Source organism: Aliirhizobium cellulosilyticum (assembly GCF_014198105.1).
Classification (GTDB): domain Bacteria; phylum Pseudomonadota; class Alphaproteobacteria; order Rhizobiales; family Rhizobiaceae; genus Neorhizobium; species Neorhizobium cellulosilyticum.
Map to the genome: position 1 here is coordinate 118043 of NZ_JACIGW010000001.1, position 20476 is coordinate 138518.

The 20476-nt window shown below is 59.7% G+C and carries 10 protein-coding genes; 4 read left to right on the forward strand and 6 right to left on the reverse strand.

The features are described from left to right. Positions 1 to 16: 16 nt before the first annotated feature. Both GGE33_RS00470 and GGE33_RS00475 read right to left on the reverse strand, forming a co-directional pair. Complete coding sequence (locus GGE33_RS00470) at positions 17 to 8182, reverse strand: Ig-like domain-containing protein (protein ID WP_183820833.1); 8166 nt, start codon at positions 8180 to 8182, stop codon at positions 17 to 19. 322 nt (positions 8183 to 8504) lie between these two features. Then, positions 8505 to 9932, reverse strand: a complete 1428-nt coding sequence (locus tag GGE33_RS00475; RefSeq protein WP_183820834.1) for a TolC family outer membrane protein — start codon at positions 9930 to 9932, stop codon at positions 8505 to 8507. 447 nt (positions 9933 to 10379) lie between these two features. On the opposite strand from GGE33_RS00475, the gene GGE33_RS00480 reads away from it, so the two are divergent. Then, a complete protein-coding gene (locus GGE33_RS00480) occupies positions 10380 to 11138 on the forward strand; it encodes a WecB/TagA/CpsF family glycosyltransferase (protein WP_148145161.1) in 759 nt (252 codons plus the stop codon). A 147-nt stretch (positions 11139 to 11285) separates the two neighbouring features. Here GGE33_RS00480 and GGE33_RS00485 read toward each other — a convergent pair whose 3' ends face one another. Continuing rightward, a complete protein-coding gene (locus GGE33_RS00485; RefSeq protein ID WP_183820835.1) occupies positions 11286 to 12704 on the reverse strand; it encodes a GumC family protein in 1419 nt (472 codons plus the stop codon). 287 nt (positions 12705 to 12991) lie between these two features. Here GGE33_RS00485 and GGE33_RS00490 point away from each other — a divergent pair, with 287 nt between their 5' ends. Continuing rightward, a complete protein-coding gene (locus GGE33_RS00490; protein ID WP_183820836.1) occupies positions 12992 to 14092 on the forward strand; it encodes a glycosyltransferase family 4 protein in 1101 nt (366 codons plus the stop codon). Here the strand turns inward: GGE33_RS00490 and GGE33_RS00495 are convergent. Continuing rightward, positions 14089 to 14976: a DUF6492 family protein gene (locus tag GGE33_RS00495; protein WP_148145158.1), complete on the reverse strand. Its 888-nt coding sequence runs from the start codon at positions 14974 to 14976 to the stop codon at positions 14089 to 14091. The genes GGE33_RS00490 and GGE33_RS00495 overlap by 4 nt on opposite strands. Positions 14977 to 15145: 169 nt before the next feature. Here GGE33_RS00495 and GGE33_RS00500 point away from each other — a divergent pair, with 169 nt between their 5' ends. After that, a complete protein-coding gene (locus GGE33_RS00500; RefSeq protein ID WP_343062169.1) occupies positions 15146 to 16465 on the forward strand; it encodes a lipopolysaccharide biosynthesis protein in 1320 nt (439 codons plus the stop codon). 13 nt (positions 16466 to 16478) lie between these two features. Here the strand turns inward: GGE33_RS00500 and GGE33_RS00505 are convergent, their stop codons facing one another. Together GGE33_RS00505 and GGE33_RS00510 are read right to left on the reverse strand one after the other, a co-directional pair. After that, a complete protein-coding gene (locus tag GGE33_RS00505; RefSeq protein WP_183820837.1) occupies positions 16479 to 17480 on the reverse strand; it encodes a glycosyltransferase in 1002 nt (333 codons plus the stop codon). A gap of 145 nt (positions 17481 to 17625) precedes the next feature. Beyond that, positions 17626 to 18879 (reverse strand): O-antigen ligase family protein, encoded by a 1254-nt coding sequence (locus GGE33_RS00510; protein WP_183820838.1) that lies wholly within the window; start codon positions 18877 to 18879, stop codon positions 17626 to 17628. A gap of 233 nt (positions 18880 to 19112) precedes the next feature. Here GGE33_RS00510 and GGE33_RS00515 point away from each other — a divergent pair, with 233 nt between their 5' ends. After that, positions 19113 to 20168 (forward strand): endo-1,4-beta-xylanase, encoded by a 1056-nt coding sequence (locus GGE33_RS00515; protein ID WP_183820839.1) that lies wholly within the window; start codon positions 19113 to 19115, stop codon positions 20166 to 20168. The last annotated feature ends 308 nt before the right edge of the window (positions 20169 to 20476 follow it).

Genomic DNA, 20476 nt, shown 5'->3' on the forward strand with positions numbered 1-20476 from the left:
GCTCATCTCCTCCGCGCTAGACCACCGGCAGCCTTGGTGTCGCAAGATCATCGTCCTGGTTGAGCGGTTCGAACGGATCGAGTGGTGGGGTCTCCACCAGATCCAGAACAGCATCGACTGTATTCGATAGATCGACATTGGCCGACACGTCGACGCCCCAACCGTCGCCTGTATCGACGGAGACCGAGGTGTCGCCGGTCAGGCTGTCGAGCGCACTCAGATCGATTTCCTCGCCGCCCTGAACAAGCAGGCTCAGGCCATCATCCGTATTCAGGGATGCTTCGACCGGCTGCGGCTCATCGGCGGTGGACGGATCGGTATCCTGCGCATCGGAGCTATCGGATGAGGTGTCGCCGTCCGCCGCCATTCTGGCGTTGGTGTCGGGGCTGTCAGCCACATCACCGCCGCTGCCATCGTCGGCAAGGGCGAAGCCCGTCATGTCATCCGATGCCGATGCCATGGTGATGGCGCTGCTATCCTGAACCTCGACATCTATGGTGAGATCGGAAGACAGTTCGTTTCCGGTCACCGGATCGACGACGACAACGGTGAAGTTATCGGTTCCGCCGGCCGTGGCATTGGTGTGAGGGGTGTAGATATAACTGCCGTCGGCGCTGAACACGAGGGTGCCGAACGCCCCTTCCACCGTCACCGTACCGTTGACCAGAGCATGGGTTACGCCGTTGAACTCGACCTCACCGATGCGAAGATCATCCGTATTGCCGGTGGCCGCGGCGTCGATGAAGTTACCGTCCGCCCTTTCTCCCACGGTGATCTGGACATTCTCGACCTGATCGGTTGCGGTAACGGAGATTTCGCGGAGCGTTCCAATGCCGAGCGTGATGCCGGGATTGGGGACGAGCGTGGCGCGATACTGACCGGCATCGAGGTCGGTCAGAGTGATCTCGCCGGTGGGCGCGCCAAGCAGGTTCAGCTGCAGAATGCCATTATTGACATCGTCGGTGCCATAGGCTCCCCGCACCCATGCGGTACCGTTCCAGCGCTCGATGATCACCGAATAGTTGCTGAGCACGCCGACATTAACGAGCCCGCCGATCCGCAGATCGAGATCCACCGAATTTGTGCTGCCCGAGAGATTGAAGTTGACGACGGGGTTAGTGGCCGAACCCAGGTTGACGTTCAGCAGGCTGGTGAGGGTAAGCGAAAGCAGCGCCGTGACAGTGGAACTGGCCGTGGATGGCGTCGATTCGTTCTGGCGGGTGATCGTCTGGTCGAGAATGGCGGTGTCGGCCGCGTTGGTCAGGGCGAAATCCACGCCGGGGGCTGTGGTCGTGGCCGAATCGGAGATATTGCCTGCAGCATCCCGTTGCACGACCTCGAGTTCCTGGCCGTTTACCTGCGCGGGCGAGAGGCCGACGCTGAACGTGCCGTTGGCGGCGACCGTTCCTGTGCCGATAACCGCACCGCCGGTGCCGGTAACCGTGATGGTGGCGCCCGGTTCGCCGGTGCCGGTCAACTCGTTGCCGGCCGGGCTGACAGCCAGATCTTCCGGCGGGTCAGGGGGGAGCAGGTCTGGTGTGTCGGTGACGACCGACGGTGACACGTTTCCGGCCGTGTCGGTCAGAACCACAGTCAGGTCTCGGCCATCGGCCTGTGTCGGGTTAAGCGTTATGCTGAATGTACCGCCCGGGAGCACGGTTCCGGTCCCGACGACGATACCATCGGCATTGGTAACCCGAACCGCTGCCCCGGCTTCGCCATTGCCGGTCAGAATGGTGCCGGTGCCGTTGACATCGACATTGGTCGGAGCAGGCGGCGCAAGCAGGTCCGGAGAATTGACCGAGGCCACGTCGGACGGGTTTCCGGCGCTATCCGTCAATACGACATCGAGTTCGCCGCCATTCACCTGTGAGGGTGAAAGGCCGATGCTGAACGTGCCGTCCGGTGCGACCGTGCCGGTGCCGACGACCTGGCCTGTGGCATTGGTGACGGTGACCGTGGAGCCCGGTTCACCGCCGCCGCCGATCAGCGTGCCCGAACTGTTGACGACGAGGCTGGTCGGTGGTTCGGGTCCGGTCAGGTCCGGCGAAGCGACGGTGCCCGGATCGGACTCGTTGCCGGCATCGTCGGTCAGGGTGACGTTCAGGTCACCACCATCGGCCTGAGCCGGGTTGAGCGTAATGCTGAAAGTGCCGTCCGGATCGACTGTTCCCGTGCCGACGACAGTACCGGCGGCATTGGTGACCGAGATGTCCGCGCCGGGTTCGCCTTCACCCGTCAGTACGATGCCATCATCGTCGAGAACAAGGTTGGCTGGAGCATCCGGCGCTGTCGTGTCCGTCGTGGAAGCGGTTCCGGGGTCCGAAACATTGCCGGCGGCATCCCTCAGAACGACATCCAGTTCGGCACCGTCCGCCTGGGGTGGGTTGAGCGTGATCGTGAACGTGCCGCCTGCGCCAACGGTACCGGTGCCGACGACAACGCCTTCTGCCGTCGTCACCGTGACGGCTGCGCCCACTTCACCGTTACCCGTGAGTTGGGCACCGTTTGGAGTGACGACCAGATTGGTCGGTGCGTCGGGCGGTGTGAGGTCCGGCGTTGTGGCCGTGCCCGGACCGGACTCATTGCCGGCAGTGTCGCTCAGGACGACGCCGAGTGATCCACCGTCGGTCTGCGGTGAGGTCAGGGTGATGGAGAAATTGCCGTTGGTGCCGACAGTGCCGGTCCCGACAATGTTATCATCCGCATCTCTGATGGTTACCGCTGCACCCGGCTCGCCCTTGCCGCTGACGATCGTGCCGGTGGCATTGACGTTGAGATTGGTCGGGGTCTCCGGCGCATCGAGATCAGGCGTGGGGACGGTTCCCGGTTGAGAGATGCCTCCGGTGCCGGTCAAGGTGACCTGCAGATTGCCGCCGTCCGTCTGGGGTGGGTCGAGATCGACACTGAATGTACCGCTGACGACAGTACCCGTGCCGACGATTTCGCCGGCAGCGTTACGGACGGTGACGGTCGTACCAGTTAGGCCGGAACCGGTAAGGGTCTCTCCAAGAGCATCGACGACCAGTCCGGTCGGCGCGGGTGGTGCATCGGGATCGGGGGCCTGTACGGCTGCGGAATCCGATATATTGCCGGCGGTATCTTCAAGAACCACTTGCAGGGCTTCACCATTGATCTGAGCAGGTGCAAGCGGAACGCTGAATGTTCCGTCCGTATCGACTGTGCCGGTGCCGATGATTGTGCCGCCGGCATTCCGGACGGTCACTTCGGTGTTCGGCTCGCCAACACCCGTCAGTGTCAGTCCGTCGTCGCTGACAACCAGTTCGGTCGGGGGCGCGGGAGGCTGAATGTCGGTGATCGGCAGGGTCGTCGTGGGCGATGTGTTTCCGGCATCGTCGGTCAAGGTGACGTTCAATTCGCCCGCGTCGGTCTGGGGTGGGTCGAGGTCGATCAGGAACGTACCACCGCTCCCCACAACGCCGCTCCCGACGACAATGCCTTCCGCATCGGTCACCCTGACTATGGCGCCGGGCTCACCCTCGCCGAAAAGCTCGGTTCTGTCGGGGCTTGCCTCCAGTCCGGTCGGGGCGCCGGGGGGCGTCAGGTCCGGTGTGGCGACAGGGACGGGATCGGTCTCGTTGTTGAAACCATCCGTCAGCGTGACCTCAAGTCCGGAACCGTCATTCTGCGCCGGTGAAAGCGGAATGGTGAAGGTGCCGTTGGCGCCGACCGTGCCTGTCCATTCATCCGTTCCGTTAGTTACCGTCACTGTCGATCCGACCTCGCCGCGGCCGGTGATCTGCGTTCCGTCCGCACTGACGCTGAGATTGGTCGGCAAGGCGGGTGGCGTTTCATCGACGGAGGTGATGATGCCCGGGGCCGATGAATTGCCTTCATCATCGGTCAGGACGACCTGCAGATTGCCGCCGTCGATCTGCGCCGGGCTGAGAGGCACGCTGAAGGAACCGTCCGTGCCGACCTCTGCTGAGCCGACCTGCTGGCCGGCGGCATTGGTGACGACAACGGTGGCACCGGGTTCGCCGGTGCCGTTCAGGATCGTGCCGCCTGCCTCGACGTTGAGGCCGCTCGGTGCCGCAGGCGGCGTCGCATCGGTGGTCGGGACGGTACCCGGATCGGAGATGTTACCGCTTCCGTCAGTCAGGACCACGGTCAGGTCTCCGCCATCGATCTGGGCGGGACTGAGACCGATCGTGAACGTTCCATCAGGACCGATCGTGCCGGTGCCGACCGTATCGCCGGCTGCGTTGGTTACCGTTACCGTCGTGCCGATTTCACCTGAACCGGTCAGGACCGTACCTGCGCCATTCACGGCGAGATTTCCGGGCTGGTCTGGTTCGGTGATGTCCGGTGCGGTCACGGTGAGGGGATCCGATGCATTTCCGTCGCCGTCGGTCAGGACCACAGTCAGGTCCCCGCCATCCGATTGTGCAGGATTGAGTGGGATGCTTATCGCGCCTGTTGGCCCGACTATGCCCGTACCGACCACATCTCCGGCTTCATTGGTAACTGTGACGGTGGCGCCGGCTTCGCCCTGGCCCGTCAGTGTCGTGCCGCCATTGCCGACAGTAATGCCGGTCGGCGCATCGGGGCCAACGAGATCGGGTGATGGTGCAAGGCTCGGGTCGGACGTGTTGCCCTGAGCATCCGTCAGTATGACCTCAAGATTGCCGCCATCCGTTTGCGGCGGGGTCAGCCCGATACTGAATGTGCCATTCGGCCCGACCGTGCCTGTTCCAACCGGATCTCCGGCCTGGTTGGTGATGGTAACGGTAGCGCCCGGTTCTCCGCGGCCGGTTATGACTGTACCGGCGGCATTGACGTCGAGGTCCGAGGCGGGATCCGGTCCGGTTGTATCCGGCGAGGTTGCCGTCACTATCGGCGACGTATTGCCGGCAGCATCCTGCTGCACAACCGTTACCAGACCGCCATTGTCCTGGGTGGGGGTTAGGTCGATGGTGAAGCTGCCATCGCTGCCCGCCGCACCTGTGCCGATGATAACTCCATTGGCATCTCTCACGGTTACTGTCGCTCCCGCTTCACCCTGACCGGAAAGCTGGCTGCCATCGCCGCTGACTGTCACACCGGTCGGTGCCTCCGGAGCAACGAGGTCGGGAGTGGTCACCGTTGCTGGTGGTGACAGGTTTTCACCGCGATCTTCGAGAATGACGGTCAGATCGCCGCCATCGGTCTGTGCCGGGGCGAGCGTGATGGTGAATGTGCCGTTGCCGTTCACCGTTCCGGTGCCTACTTGCTGCCCGGCCACGTTGGTTACGGTGACGGTCGTGCCAGGTTCGCCGCGGCCGGTCAGCGTGGTTCCGGCGTCGTTGACAGCAAGGTTGGTCGCGGCCGCGGGATCGATCAGATCGGGGGAAAGCGTCAGCGCCGGCTGCGAGGTGCCGTTGGCATCCGTCTGCGTCACTCTCACTTCGCTGCCATCGATCTGTGCGGGGGTGAGGGTAATGGAGAAGCTGCCATCCCCCTGAACGGTTCCGGTGCCGATCGTCGTGCCGGCGGCGTTGGTAACCCTCACCGTTGCACCGGGTTGCCCCTCGCCGGTGAGTATCGTGCCGGTACCATTGATGTCCACGTCGGTCGGTGCTGGTGGTGCATCGGGATCCGGTGCCAGCACGGTGCCGGGCGCGGAAGCGTTTCCTGCCGCATCCGTCAAAACGACATCCAGCTCGCCGCCGTCCAGCTGGGCCGGATCGAGATCGACACTGAACGTGCCGTCTGGGTCGACGGTATCTTCGCCAATCACATCGCCAGCCGCATTGGTGACCGTGACCTTGGTTCCGGGCTCGCCTCGGCCTGTCAGAACCATTCCGCTGTCGCTCACTGCCAGATTGGCGGGTGATGCCGGGGATTGGTCATCCTCCAGCGTTACCGTTGCTGGATCCGAGACGTTGCCTGCGGCATCCTGCTGCACGACCTTCAGTTCGCCACCATTATTCTGGGTGGGATCAAGATTGATCGTAAAGCTGCCGTTGCCGGCAACTGTGCCGGTTCCAACGATCACGCCGCTTGCATCGCGAACTGTCACTGTCGCTCCCGGCTCGCCGCGGCCGGTGAGGATTGTTCCGGCGTCATTGACGTCGAGAGATGTCGGTGCGTCGGGTGCGACAAGATCCGGGGAGGCTATGATAGCTGGCGCTGAGTCATTTCCTGAAGTGTCTTCGGCAACGACCTGCAGGTCGCGACCGTCTGTCTGGGCCGGGTTCAGCGGAATACTGAAATTGCCGGTCGCGCCGACAGTTACAGTGCCGACCACGACACCATCCGCATCCGTCACAGTTATCTTCGCACCCGGCTCTCCGCGTCCCGTCAGCACCGTGCCGTCATCGTTGATACTCAAATTGCTCGGGGCGGAAGGGCCGGCCAAATCCGGTGCGTCGGTCGTTCCCGGCAGGGATGTGTTGCCGGCCGTATCCGTCAGTGTGACTTCGAGCGTGCCACCATCTGTCTGTGCCGGGGCAAGCGTGACGGTGAACGTGCCATTCGGGCGCACCGTCCCAGTGCCGATCTCGTCGCCTGCTGCATTGGTGACGGTGACCGTCGTTCCGGGTTCGCCGCGGCCGGTGAGCGTAGTGCCTGCGTCGTTTACATCCAGATTGGTGGGGGCAGCCGGGTCGATCAGGTCGGGAGCCGACGTTAGGCTGGGCTGCGACGTACCGTTGGCATCGCTCTGGATCACACGCAGCTCGCCGCCATCGATCTGGGCCGGCGCAAGCGTGACTGAGAAGGTTCCGTCATTTGCAACGATCGCAGTGCCGACGACCTGGCCGGCGGCATTGGTAACCCTGATCTGAGCCCCCGCCTGTCCGTCACCGGTAAGCACTGTTCCCGAGGCGTTTACATCCAGATCCGTCGGGGCAGGGGGTGCGTCGGGATCCGGCGCAAGCACCGTGCCCGGGGTGGACGCATTGCCTGCGCCATCGGTCAACACGACCTCCAGCTCGCCACCGTCGAACTGGGCCGGGTCTAGGTCGATTGCAAATGTGCCGTCGGCGGCGACCGTGCCGGTGCCGACGTCTTCACCGGCCGCGTTGGTCACGGTCACCGTCGCGCCCGGTTCGCCGCGCCCGGAGAGCACCGTGCCGTCGTCATTTACACCGAGATTGGTCGGCGGCGGCGGTGCCTGGATATCGTCTACATCGACCGTGCCGGGTTCCGAGGCATTGCCGGCTGCATCCTTGAGAACAACCTCAAGCTCTCCTCCATTGTCCTGTGTCGGATCGAGGTCTATCGTGAAAGTGCCGTTCGCTCCCACGGTTCCGGTGCCAACGGTTACGCCATTGTCATCTCGGACCGTTACGGTCGCTCCCGGCTCTCCCCTGCCTGTCAAAACTGTGCCACCGTCGCCTATCGCAAGGTTGGTCGGCGCGTCGGGTGCAATCAAATCCGGGGACAATGCGGTTCCGGGATCGGAGACGTTTCCGCTCGCATCTTCCAGCACGACGCTCAACTCGCCGCCATCGATCTGGGCGGGATCAAGAGTGATGCTGAACGAGCCGTTTGCGCCGACGATGCCGGTGCCGACCACAACACCGGCCGCATTCGTCACGGTGACTTCCGCCCCCGGTTCCCCGCGACCGGTCAGGGTCGTGCCGGCATCGTTGACGGAAAGATTGGTCGGAGGTTCTGGTGCCTCGGTATCTGAATCGGAGTCCGAGTCGGCATCCGCATCGGCATCGGCATCGGCGTCAGCATCTGCATCTGCATCCGCGTCGGCATCCGCATCCGAATCTGCGTCGGAATCGCTATCATCGGAGTTCCCGCCGCCAGAGCTGGCGCCGACGCCAATTGCTGCGGCTCCGAGCCCGAGTGCTGCTGCAAGGCCAAGCACCGAAGCCCCGCCGCCGCCAGCACCGGCCGCTGCACCCGCCAGCTGGTCGATCGGGGCACCTTCGACAAACTCGAAATTGGCGAGTTCGTCGGTATATTCGCCCTGCCAGACATTGCCGGCGGGATCTTCGAGCACGAGTTCGCTACGTTCGGCGCCGTCGCCAGTATAGAAATTCTCGATACGGATATCGGCCCCATTCCGGACGTCGATGATAAGATCGTTGCCGGAGCGTGTGGTGGCCGTGATCTGATCGGGAGATAAGGAGAGTTTGACTGTGCTTGGCTTGGAAAGGACGATATTGTTCTCGTTTACAGTGGTTGTTTGCCCACTTGCCTTATCCAGTATTACAGCGACCATCTGACTCTCCCTGTGAGGTGCCGGGCATCATGCCCTTTCCAGTGCGCCGCCCCTCGCCTTGTAGGCGAGTTCTCCCGCTCCTCGTCACCGTTCAGGCAGACGCGGCTCGTTGGATGTCGTTAGCAGCACACCAGAATGAAGTTGCTGTAATTCATGCAATCTTCAATTAGATGTCGCTTATGTTTGTCTTTGTGGCTTAAGGAAGGGTAAACGGGCGACCTGAAATGAAGCGAGGCTGTGCCGTGACGCGACGGACAGCGCTTGGGGGCGCATCATCTCGGTATGCATTTGTCACGCAGTTGTGAAAAATGTGAGATTCAAGTCAGGTTCGAGGTGCGCGCAGCGGTACTTTCTGAGCGTCTGCCGAGATTTGTTCCGGGGAGGGCGAGGATAGTCCAAAAGCGTCGCGAAGCCTGCCAGCCGCATAGGCACATTCGACGTTCAGCTTGTAGAGATCGAACCGGGTGTTGATCTCGTCGAAACGGGCGGAATGCAGCTCCTGGTCTGCGTTCAGCACATCGAGCAGTGTTCGAGTTCCGAGATCGAGAAACTGTTTCTGGTACAGATCTCGCGTTTCACGCATCATCGTCTGCCGCGATCCGAGCGACTTCAACAATGTGCTGAGGCTGCCTACCTGAGAGGCCGATTGGATCCATGATCTCTGGGCGTCGTATTTTCCAACCGCAATGGCTGCTTCTGTTGCCTGTGCACCGTAGCGGGCGGCGTTCTGGCGGGCTCTGAAAGAACTGCCGTTATAGAGATCGCTCTTGATAGTCACGCCAACCATGTAATCAGTGTCGCCGCCACCCCAAGTCTTCATCCGGGTCGTACCTTCCAATGCTATCGTCGGAAGCATGTCGGCGCGTGCAAGCTTGACGCGCGCATCAGCTTCGCGCTTGCGGGATTTGGCGGCGATGACGGTCGGAACGGTTTCCCAGGCTGGTTCGGGACCGGCGCAGGCCTTGTTGAGGGTGGAGGGGAAAGACGGGCGCAGGCGCACATCGTTTATCTGGCCGAGAAGCGAGTTCAGGGAGCCTTCCCAGCGCTGCTTTTCTGCGTTGATCTCAAGCGCCGTGGACTGTGCAGCCTGGATGCGGGCCTGTGCCTGAAGCTTGTCCGATCGCGTGCTGGCGCCACGATCGGTTCTGGCGGTTACCAATTCAGCGATGGCAGAAACGTCCTGGACCTGTTCTCTGGCGATCGCGGCCAGCCTGGCGTTGCGCATGACCTCCACGGAAGCAAGTACGGTTTCCCGGATCATATCGTCGACAGTGGCCAGAAATTCTGCCCGGCGGACGCCGGATATGGCGGATTCCGCTTCGACTCGACCTGACACTTTTCCGAAGTCGTAGATCATCTGGCTGGCGGTGGCATTAAACCTCGGCGACCAGTCTCCGCTGTCGCCTTTCTGTGCGGCGAGGTCGATCCCTCCTCCTATGGACGGCAGATATCCCGATCTTGCGTCCGCGATCAGCTCGTTTTGTTGCCTGATACGTCCGGCCGCCTCCTGGATCGAGGGATGCCAGCTGACAACCCGGCGCACGGCAGTCTCGATATCGGTGACCGGTACCGGCTTGGCTATCGATCCAGTCACTTCGGGCGAGGGGGGAAGCGTTGATCCTGCAAGCATCTGCGTTTTTGCGGCCTGCTGTCTCTGGGCGGCAGTCTTGTCAGGTGTCTGGCTGCAGGCCGTCTGGATGACGGCCGCAGTTATCACGAGGCCAAGTTTGATGGTGCGACCTGAACGCATCTAGTCTCCATAGACCGACAATCGAAAGCTGAACCGGCCTACGCGACACCATTGGCTGGAGAAACTCTCCCAAGCACTTAGATTCGCTAGATATATAAGTGATTCGTGAGGTACTGCAAACCAGGGTTGAGCGTCGTGGTCGTAACCTGAGATCGTATCCCCTCAGGGTAGCCTGTCCCGCGAGTTGTGATCAGGCGGATGAACGCAATTAGGATCGCAGGAGCTGGTTTAATCCGTCCTTATTATGAATGATACAATTTTAATAAAATTCACTTAAGTATTAAATGGATGTCTGGAAATATATCGTAACCATTTCCTTCATTTGTATTTGAATGGCACGCCGGTGTTGTGTTCTATGGGGTGGAAGACAGGACGTCTTTACAACGCAGCGGATGTTTTGCTTTGCTCTCTATGGCCCTTGAAGCGCACGACATAAATGTCTCTAGGATGGCTGACTGGCCCCAGGTGATGCTGGGCGGGCTGCCTATCGTGCGTTCGACTATGGAGCAGGCTGCGACCGGCTTCATAGAACAAGCGCTTCGCGCGCGAGGCCAGAATAATCTTCCCTTCTATTCGACCTCAGCAAACGGCCAGGTTCTGGCCATGTGCGTTCGTGACCGCGAATTCATGCAGCTTATGCTGGAGGCAGACCAGATCCATGCTGACGGCATGCCGATGGTTCATTGCTCGAAACTTCTCTGCGAGACACCGCTGCCTGAACGGGTAGCGACGACCGACCTTGTACATGCGGTGGCCGAACGGGCGCAGGATGAGAGCGTTAGCTTTTATTTTCTAGGCGCAAGTGAAGAGGTCAATTCCAAGGCTGTCGCCGCGATGCGGAAGCTCTATCCGCGCCTTCGCTTCGTCGGGCGCCGCAATGGCTATTTTAGCCCGGAAGAAGAGGAAGACGTCGTTGCGGATATCCGCGCCAAGCGCCCAGATATCCTCTGGATCGGCCTTGGTTTTCCATTCGAACAGAAATTCGTCAGCCGTAATCTGGAAAAGCTGCGTGGCGTCGGTGTGATCAAGACATCTGGCGGGTTATTCGATTTTCTCTCGGGCAAAAATCCGCGCGCGCCGATGTGGATGCAACGCCGGGGACTGGAATGGGCCTATCGGATGTATAACGAGCCGAGGCGTCTGACGCTTCGATACATGCTGACAAATCCCGTCGCGGTTTATGCGTTGCTGCGTTATTCGCGATAGCATTCGCTGACTGTTTGACATGGTCTACGCGATTTGAGACGGCGTCCTCTGGGCGCCTTTTTCATTTCTGCTTCAGGTGTGCGGTGTATCGGCTGCTGATTGGGTCGCTCTCATCGACCCCGTCGAGCGCCTAGCCGACGAACCGGCTCAGGCCCGGCGCTCTTCCCCGGATTGCCTGAATATCAGCATCGCCAGGCCGAGGATCATGGCAGCCATGCAACCCAGCACAAACCCGCCAAACATGCCGCCCGCAGTCAGATAAAGCGTGCGGGGCGGATAGCTGCGGGTTTTTGGTATGGTCGGAGGCGAGATCACCCTGACATTCGTGGTATTGATCTGCTGGCGTTCGGCAATCTCCTTGGCACGCGCCATGAAGGCCTGATAAATCGTTGACTTGGATTCCGCCTCGCGCTCGAGCTGACGAAGCTGAACGAGAGCGTCATTGTCACCGAAGACAACCGACTTCATCGTATTCGCCTGATTTTGCTGTGCCATCAGGGCGGCTTCAGCCTGAGCCAGTTCCGACCTAGCTGCCGTTAGGATGCGGTTCTGCTCGGCGGTAATCTGCGCCTGGATGGCATCCAACTGTGGCCGCATTGCCGAGATTCTCGGATGCCTCGCACCAAAGACTGCAGATTGCGCGTCGAGTTCCCGCTTGGCCGCGGCATATTGTGTCCGCAGCGCGGTCATCGTCTGCGATTCGATTGATGCGCTGTCCAAGCGATTGTCCGGACTTCCTGTTGAAAGCTCCTGATAGCGGCTGCGAGCGCGAATGACCCGGGCCTGGGCGTCAACGAGCTGGGTGTTGGTCTGGTTGGCGACGATGCTGCTTACGAGCTCGCCGGAGCTTGAAAGGATATTGTGTTCGCGCTTGAACTGCTGAACTGCTTCATCCGCTTTGGAGACCTCACTCTTCAGGGCATCGAGACGGCCGGTTAGCTCAGTCGCGGCCCTGCCTGCGCCGTCTGCCTGCGCTTTGACCAACTCGTCCTGGAAGTTGGTAATGATCGAATTTGCGATTTCCAGCGCCTTGGGTGCAGATTGGCTCCAGACATCGAGATTGACGACGAAAGAGTTTTCTTCGCGCTTTGCCAGGACATGCTTTTCAAGCGAACGCAGCGCGTCCAGGCGGCCGGATTGCGCATCAGGGGATTTCGTATCGCCGAATTCCGGATCCTGATCGAGATGAAGCGCATCGATGACGCTGTTGAGCACGTTTGCCGAAGTCAGTATCCGCAGCTTGCTTTCGACATCATAGATCTGCATGTCGAGCTGGTTGTTGGAAGCGTAGATATCATCGTTCATGACCCTGAGATTGGTCGGATCGATGAAGATCTGCGAGCCGACGGTGAATTTGGCTTCGGAGAAATTGCCAAAGCCATATCCCGCCAGAGCGCCGAGGATGATGCACAGGAGAACGAGCCATTTTCCGGCCCAAAGCCAGCTGATAGCCATTCCGGTGCTGATTTCCGGCCATGTTATCGATGGCGACATCGGCTGTGGCGCGAGCTTTGCCGGCGATGAGACGGCCTGCAGTTCTTCGTTCGGTCCAAGATAGGAAAGCAAGGAACGCTGGCCAGGCGCAGGCACATGGTAAGCCTCGTCATCGCGAGCCTTGTTCGAATCTGCGTCGCGCCGAAGAAACTTGGGTGGTCTTAACATGGCATACATGGGGCCGGACCTGCCTTTCGCGGCCAATGAAACTCTATCTACGCTAATAAGCGGTAAACCATGCCTCAGAAGAACGCGCTACGGACCGGTTATTGGTACATAGTTCCTCACACTAGGCGTAAAAGTTTAAGATTTATCGGTTCTGGTTGGAGCAATTTCCCGATTTGGATGGATCGCCGACATTGACGCGCTATCTCGTGCTTAGATCCGATGCAACGACCGTGTGCGGGGTGGAGGCATTTACCCGAAACCTGGCCATCCAGCTTGGTTCACGCGCTTCCAGCGATGTTATGGACGGGAGTTTTCGCCGTTTGTCGGAGCGTCTGGCGGAAGCTGATGCAATCGTTTTCAACTTTCCGATCGTTGCCTGGAAAAAGCGGCTGGTGGAGCCATTCGCCACGGCAGCACTGGCAAAACTGAAGCGCAAGCGGGTGATCGTCATTTTGCACGAGTGGGCGAGCCTCGACTGGAAACGGCGGCTGATCCTCTGGCCGGTTATCCTGCTCGCCGACGCCATTCTCTTTTCGGCTCCGGAGGTCCGGCGGGAATGGCTGGGGAGCCGTTATCCCGTCGGTAAAAAAGCGATCGCCGTTATCCCGATCCCCCCCAATCTTTTGCCGAGCGGGCATGAGAAAGCCGGTCCGGCGGCACTTGCCATTCGTGCGCTGCGTGCCGGCGGACGGACGATCATCGGCCAGTTCGGTTCGATCTATCCCAAAAAGAACTGCGCGGAACTTCTCGCAATCGCTCGGGCGCTTGTGGACGAGGGGCAGGATGTTGGGGTTGCCTTTGTCGGCTCCTTCATCAAGGGCATGGACAATGTCGAGGAGGATTTCCGCGCCCGTGTCGAGGCGCTGGATCTCGGTGACCGGGTAATGGTGACGGGCTATCTTTCGACCGATGAAGAGGTTTTTGCGGCGTGCCGCGAAGTCGACATCTTCTGCTACAGGTTTACGGAAGGCTTGACCGCGCGGCGCGGCAGCGTTTTGGCGGCAGCATTGGGCGGTCGTATCGTCGTTACCAACGCGCCCGCCGATCCGGCGGGGCTTGAGCACCATACCCTTTTTCAATCCCTGATCGGAAACGGAAACATCGTCCTCTGCCAGCATGATGCAGATGCCGGTGCGATGGCAAATGCCATTCGTGATGTAATCGGACGCGTGCCGCCTCCGCTGAATATCGATGCCGAGATCGCATCGCTTTGGTATGCAATCATCGGCAAACTTGAGGGCGTCGAGAGCGCCGGTCAGTCAAAGACACGACCGATGGAAATCTCCGGCTAACTCCACAGATTACGCGTCAGGGCGACACGACGGATCAGGGATGGCTCGGTTCGTGTGTGGGACTGGATGGCGATGGCGTATTGATCCTTGGCCATTGCGTCGATCAGTTTTCCGATGCCTGCTTCGTCCAGCGCCGGCCCGCTCCAATAGGTGGCGCAGAGGCTCTGTTCGACGATCCGATGACGCCCCATCAGTGACGGATTGCCGGCAACGCCGACGCCATAGAGGATGTATTCGGAAAAGTCCCTGGCCTTGCAGAGCGCCTTCCACCAGGGGAGGCCGGTCACGGCTTCTATCCTGTCGACGATCGTGTTCAGACTTTCCCGATCCCAGACGATCATCTGGCCGATATAGTCGTCACCCGGCAGGGGAGGTTCCTGTGTGTCCATCAGTCGGTAGGCATTCTTCTGCCAGAGGACGTGGCTTGGGCGCGTTTCGTTCACCCCGCCCAGATCGGCATAAAGGGGCGAAAGCAGATCGCCGGCAAATCTCCCCACGTCGAAGGGACGCACGAAGCAGTTGTCGGAGTCGATACACATGACCCGTTCGCAGGATTGCAGAAGCGCCATCGCGAGTTTGCGCAATTGCTGCACGTGCCAGCCATAGACCGGCAGTCCGATACCGGGCGCCCAGTAATATTGGCGCCCTTTCCATTTCAGAAAACCCGGAAGCGCATGCAGCGTGCCCGGCAGAAGAACGGAATCGGGAAGCACCAGCCGCTTTTCGTTGCCGAGTTGGGAGAAGAGTTCGAGGTCGCTATCGGCGACAAGCAGATAGTGCCGATCGTAGCCGGTAACGAAAGCATCGATTGAATCACACAGGAGACGGCATGACTCGAAATCCCGAAAATAGCTTGGTGTCACGAGACTGACAGTGGCGGTCATTCGATGATCATGGCTCCGGAGGCAGATGAGCCCAGACTGCCAAGGTTCGACCTAAGGCTCCGTTAATCCCGTTCATGCATAGTGCTGGCCGGTGCGATTATCCGTGGATAGACAGCCGCACCGGCATGCAGGCCCTGGCGAAATCAGGGCCGCCGGTTGGAGATAACGAGTGGGATTGAGGTCCAGGCACGAATTCCGGCAGTTCGCCCGTCATCTCGGATCCTATGTCGGATCGAGCGGGGCACTGCTTGCGTCGAGCGTCACCATGCTTTTGACCTTCGCGCTGCTGGCCCGCCATCTCGGTCATGAACAGTTCGCGCTCAATGCGACGATCACCGCGCTGACCAATCTCGGCATTCAGGTTTGCGGGCTGGGATCGCAAGAATCGCTGGTGCGGCGTGTCGCGCAGGAACCGGGCTTCTATCCCGACATGCTCGGGCATGTGCATATTCTCAATCTTGTTTCGGGCGCGGTGCTGGTGATCGCCGGGATGATCGCGATCCCGCTGATGTTTCCCGTCTCGGATCACCTGCTGACGACGCTTGTCGCCACGGCGCTGATACTCTTCACCAATATCATCCTGTTGAAGATTATCTGGCTCGCAACCAACAGCTACATCGCGCATTCGCGCTTTTCGGTCGCCAACAGGATCGAATTTCTGTTTGCCGTGCTGCGCATGGCCGCCGCTGTCGTCAGCTGCCTCGTGTTCAATATCACGACGGTGGCGGAATGGGCGGTCTGGAATTTTGGCGCGCATGCGGTTGTCGCGGTCATTGCGCTGATAGCCATACGCCGATTGGGCCGGCTGAAGTTCAGGATCGTTCGCGAAGAGGTGCCGATCGGCATCATGTTCGCCAGCCAGTTCTTCTTCAAGGCCGGACGCAGCAATGCCGACATTCTCGTCTTGAGCGCGGTGGCCGGGTCTGAAATCGTCGGCAGCTATTCGATCGCGCGTCGATTGACCGAAGCATCCTATATGGCGGTCGAAGCTCTGAACCGGATCGTCTATCCCAGCTATGCGGCTGCAGCCCTGAGCGGCATCGGCGCAGTTCTGGGGCGCGCCAAGCAGATGCTGGTTCTGACGACCGGAATCGGGATCTGCTCCGGTCTCTTCGTTTGGATCATCACGCCGTGGCTGCCGGTTCTGTTCGGCCACGAATATGTTTCGCTAACCTGGATGACGCACGCCCTGTGCTGGGCGGTGATCCCGATCGCAATCAGCGCTACCGCATTTGAAGCGCTCGGCGCATCAAGCCTGCAGAATGTGCGGGCGCGAATTCTCAATGTCTCTAACATTGTAGGTGCCGGACTTGTGGCGCTGGCGGCGTATTACGCCAGTGTAAGTGGTGTGATAGCGACTACCTACATGCTGGAAATCGTGATCGCTATTCTGGCCTGGCGGGCGCTTTTAACGGCGCAGAACGCCATTGAACATCCAGAGCGGTCCTCCGAGACCGAGGCCGAGCCGGTAAAACAACGCACGGCATGACCTGAACTGGAGATCAGTTTTCAGCGATGTGATTGCCGGCCTTCAGGTTCGGGTGCCGTTCGACGGCCTTTATTTCACTGGCCTTGTAGGGTACCGGGAGGAAGCCGAAGCTTGCTGTGATCCGTCCGATCGACATCAGCACCGGATGGCTGGCAGGAAGAAGGCGCCTTGTCCGGATCAGAAGCCCCATCGCCTTGAAAATGCTGAGGCCAAGCGAAATGAAATTCTTGGCCTGAAGCCTGGCGGTAACGGCAGGTTTCGCCATCTGCTTGCCGTCAATAACGTAGTTGATGCTTCCGGTGCGGATGGAACGGCGCATCAGCCATTTGGGGGTCGTCCGTTCGGCTGCGACGGTCTCGTGAATGACCGCTTCCTCACACCACCAGAAAGTGAAGTCAGCGGCGCGGCAGCGGGCGAAGAATTCCATGTCGCCGCCGCCGAGGAAGTTGAATGCGACGTCGAACAGGTTCGGCTCCATCCGTGCGAAAACCTCGCGGTGGATAAGGCAATTGCCTGTGCCATGGATGGCCGGTACCTGTCGGCTCGGCCCGTCGATGAAGCCGTAAAGGGGATGCTGGCTGACGGATTGCGGTACCGGTATGTCGAATTGCCGGATGACCGGGCCACCAACGATCCTGGCGCCGGTCGTGCGAGCCGTCGACACCATATGTGCCAGCCAGTCGGGACTTGCGATCTCGTCATCATCGATCATCAGGAAGTAATCGGCGGCGGGGAAGCGCTCGCGTGCTTCTGCGAATGCGCGGTTGATCGCATGGCAATTGCCCTGGCGGGATTCAATCACGACGGCAGACGGGATGTCGGAACTGTCGAGCGTTTCGCGCGCAGCCGCGGCGCCTAAAGGTTTTTCGGCGTCATTTTCGATAACGACGATTGCGAAACTCAGGTCGCCCTTTTGCGCCAGCAGCGATTGAAGCGTGCGTGCCACGCCGTCCGGCCGGCGAAAGGTCGGAATGCAAATGACGGCTTCTACCGAAGCTTTGCTTTCGTCCTGCACGCTTTTGTCTCCGGGGCGTTGTCGCGCTTGTGAGGGCGTCCGTAGGCTGATCACCAGATGGTTCAATACGAAAGGAAATCAGCGAATACAAATGTATGTTGGGCTTTCAGTTAATATCACGTGGCGCTAACGGGTGCGGCCCACATCACTGCCGGGACTGGAGGCTTGCGCCGGCCTGCAATCTCAGTCCGAACACGGCGATGAGCATCGTGAACCACAAAGGGCCGTTGTTGACGAAGAAGAGATTTTCGAGGCCTGCCAGAAGGATCGAAAAGATCCAGATGCGCAGGAAAAGGCGCGTCAGGCCCACATCGTTCTGCGTGGCAAAGGCCTCCCCCGCATCCCTGAGCGGCAGGATGAGAAGCCAGAGGATCATCAGGATGAGAGCCGGAAAGCCGCCATTCAGAAGTGTTTCAAGGAATGAGTTATGGGAATGGGCAGCGAGAAAGGCCCAGGATTCGGTTGTGATGTCGCGCAGGAATTCGCTTCCCCACAGCAACTGGAAGCCATAACCCATGATCGGGGCGTCGGAGATGCGGGCAAGAGCGAAAGCCCAGATCGAGCTTCTACCCGTGAAGGTCGCGTCGATTCCGACGCTTGCCAGTATGGAACTTGTCGCGGGCGAGCTTGAAAGCCCGATGAGGATGACGTTCATCGCGATGACGAGGCCGATCGTGAGCAAAGCACGCAGCGGTCTGCAATGCTCGAATAACCAGCTCAGCAAAAGAACTGCAGGAAGCATCGCAGTCGATGTCTTTCCTCCGGCGAAAAGAAGAAAAATAACGGCCAGGATCGCAATAATCGATCCTAGCCGCGGATATGAGGCTTTGCGCAGGTAAAGACCAAACAGAACCAGATAGACCATGCCGGCCGCTGCTGCGTTCTTGTGGCCGAAAATTCCGCGCCAATCTCCGGCCAGGGCCGCTTCAACTTCGTTCGATCCGTGGATGCCGACGGTGGGCATCGCTATCACGGCGAAATAATTGAGCAGCAGGATCACCACCGTGCCGGTGGCAAGCACTCTTGCAAAGTCACGGCTGTCACGCGGCAGCAGTAAAGCTGCATTCGCGCAGCCGCAGACGAGCAACGCGTAAACGATCCTTCGAAACGCCGTTGCGGGATCGAAGGACAATAGCGAGACGAAGCAGAACCAGAGAAGTATCAAGACCAGCAGCGCATGCGGGCTGAAGAGCGCGCTCCGGCCCGGATTGCGCCACAGGTTTGCAATCGCCATGGTGAACAGGACTATGATCACCATCTGGTTCAGGAGGTTGCCGGTGGAAGGCAGGCCGCCCTTGCCATCCGAATGGGCAAATGGCGTGAGGCCGATCCAGAAATAGCAAAGGAGCAAAAGCAGGATCACGGAGCCAGCGCTCCATGTCGCGCGGCCGGCATTCATGGCCGGCAACGCTCTCCCTTGTGAAATTGCTCCTGCTTGCCGCAAAATGACGGGTCCTGTCGTGCTGCGAGACATCATGGTTCATCTCAACAGGAGACCGATATACGTTAACCGGCCGTGAAGAACCTTCGTCGGGCAAGGTAATATTATCATAACGCCTGGCAGCTAGCTTCCCATGACGTGCCGGTGGCCGCGCTATGGCGGCTTACCCTCCGATCAAGGCGAGAAAGTCCATGCGCAGACGGGATTTCGTTCAGGCAAGTCTTGCTGTTGCGGCACATACGGCACTTCAGGCGCCTGTCGCCCATGCTTCGCCACCGCCCAGGATAGCCTACGGTTCGGCGGTGCGTGGCGATGCTCTCGTGGACGACTTCGCGTACCGAACCGCGCTCGTGGATCATTGCCAGCTTGTGGTGCCTGAAGGCGGGCTGAAATGGGAGGCGGTGAGGCCTTCAGAGGATCGGTTCGATTTTTATGAAGGTGACAAGCTCCTCGCCTTTGCCGACCAGAACGGCATGAAGATGCGTGGCCACACGCTGATCTGGTATGCAGCGATGCCCGAATGGACGTCCTCCATTCGCGGCGGAAAGGCTGCCGAAAAAGCGCTGAGCAAACATGTTCGAACCGTTGTCGGACAATATAAGGGGCGGATTCCCAGCTGGGACGTCATCAATGAGGCGATCGCCGAGGACCCGCGTGGTTCCGATTATCTGCGGCCCAATCTATGGCTGGAAAACATGGGTAAGGGATATATCGAAACCGCGTTTCGCCGGGCTCAGGAAGCCGATCCGAAGGTTCAGCTCGTGATCAACGAGTACGATATCGAATGTGTCGGTGAGCAGTTCAAGAACCGGCGGAATGCGCTTTTGCGCGTTGTTCGCGATCTTCGTGATCGCGACGCGCCGATCCACGCCGTCGGTTTTCAGGGGCATCTGAAAGGGCAATACGAGATCGACAAGGAAGGCGTTTCCGCCTTCGTGGCCGAACTGAAGGCGATGGATGTCGATGTGCTGGTCACGGAACTCGATGTTATCGACAATCTCCTGCCTGCTGATGAAAAACAGCGCGACGAGGTTATCGCCGGCCGAGCCAGCGATCTTCTCCAGGCAATTTTTGATGTAAACCGGCCAACAGCGATCCTGACCTGGGGTATTACCGATCGCTATACCTGGGTGCCTATGTGGTTTACCCGCGAGGACGGAAGCCCGAACCGTCCCCTTCCGCTGGACCGCGATTACAAGGCCAAGCCATTGATGGACGTGATCGGGCGCTTTGTCAGTCGCGCTTAGAGCATTTCGTGGCTACGACGCTCACCAACATGCCGCGTTCAAGCTGGATCGCGGGAATCGTAAACCATGCTTCAACCTACGACAATTCTGTCCGTGAATGGCCCGGTTGTTGTAAAACGAGCCAAAGTTACGCAAGGCCGATAATGTAACCGCGTTTTTCCGAACAATTGTCGGGAACGAGGTAACGCTTCATTAGCAACGCCTTCCAGTGAATTCTAAACCCTAATCGGAATTGACTGAGAAAACGCGCTCCAAAGCGAAGCAAGGCTGCATGTTATTAACTGCTGATTCTTGGTTGCGGCATATTT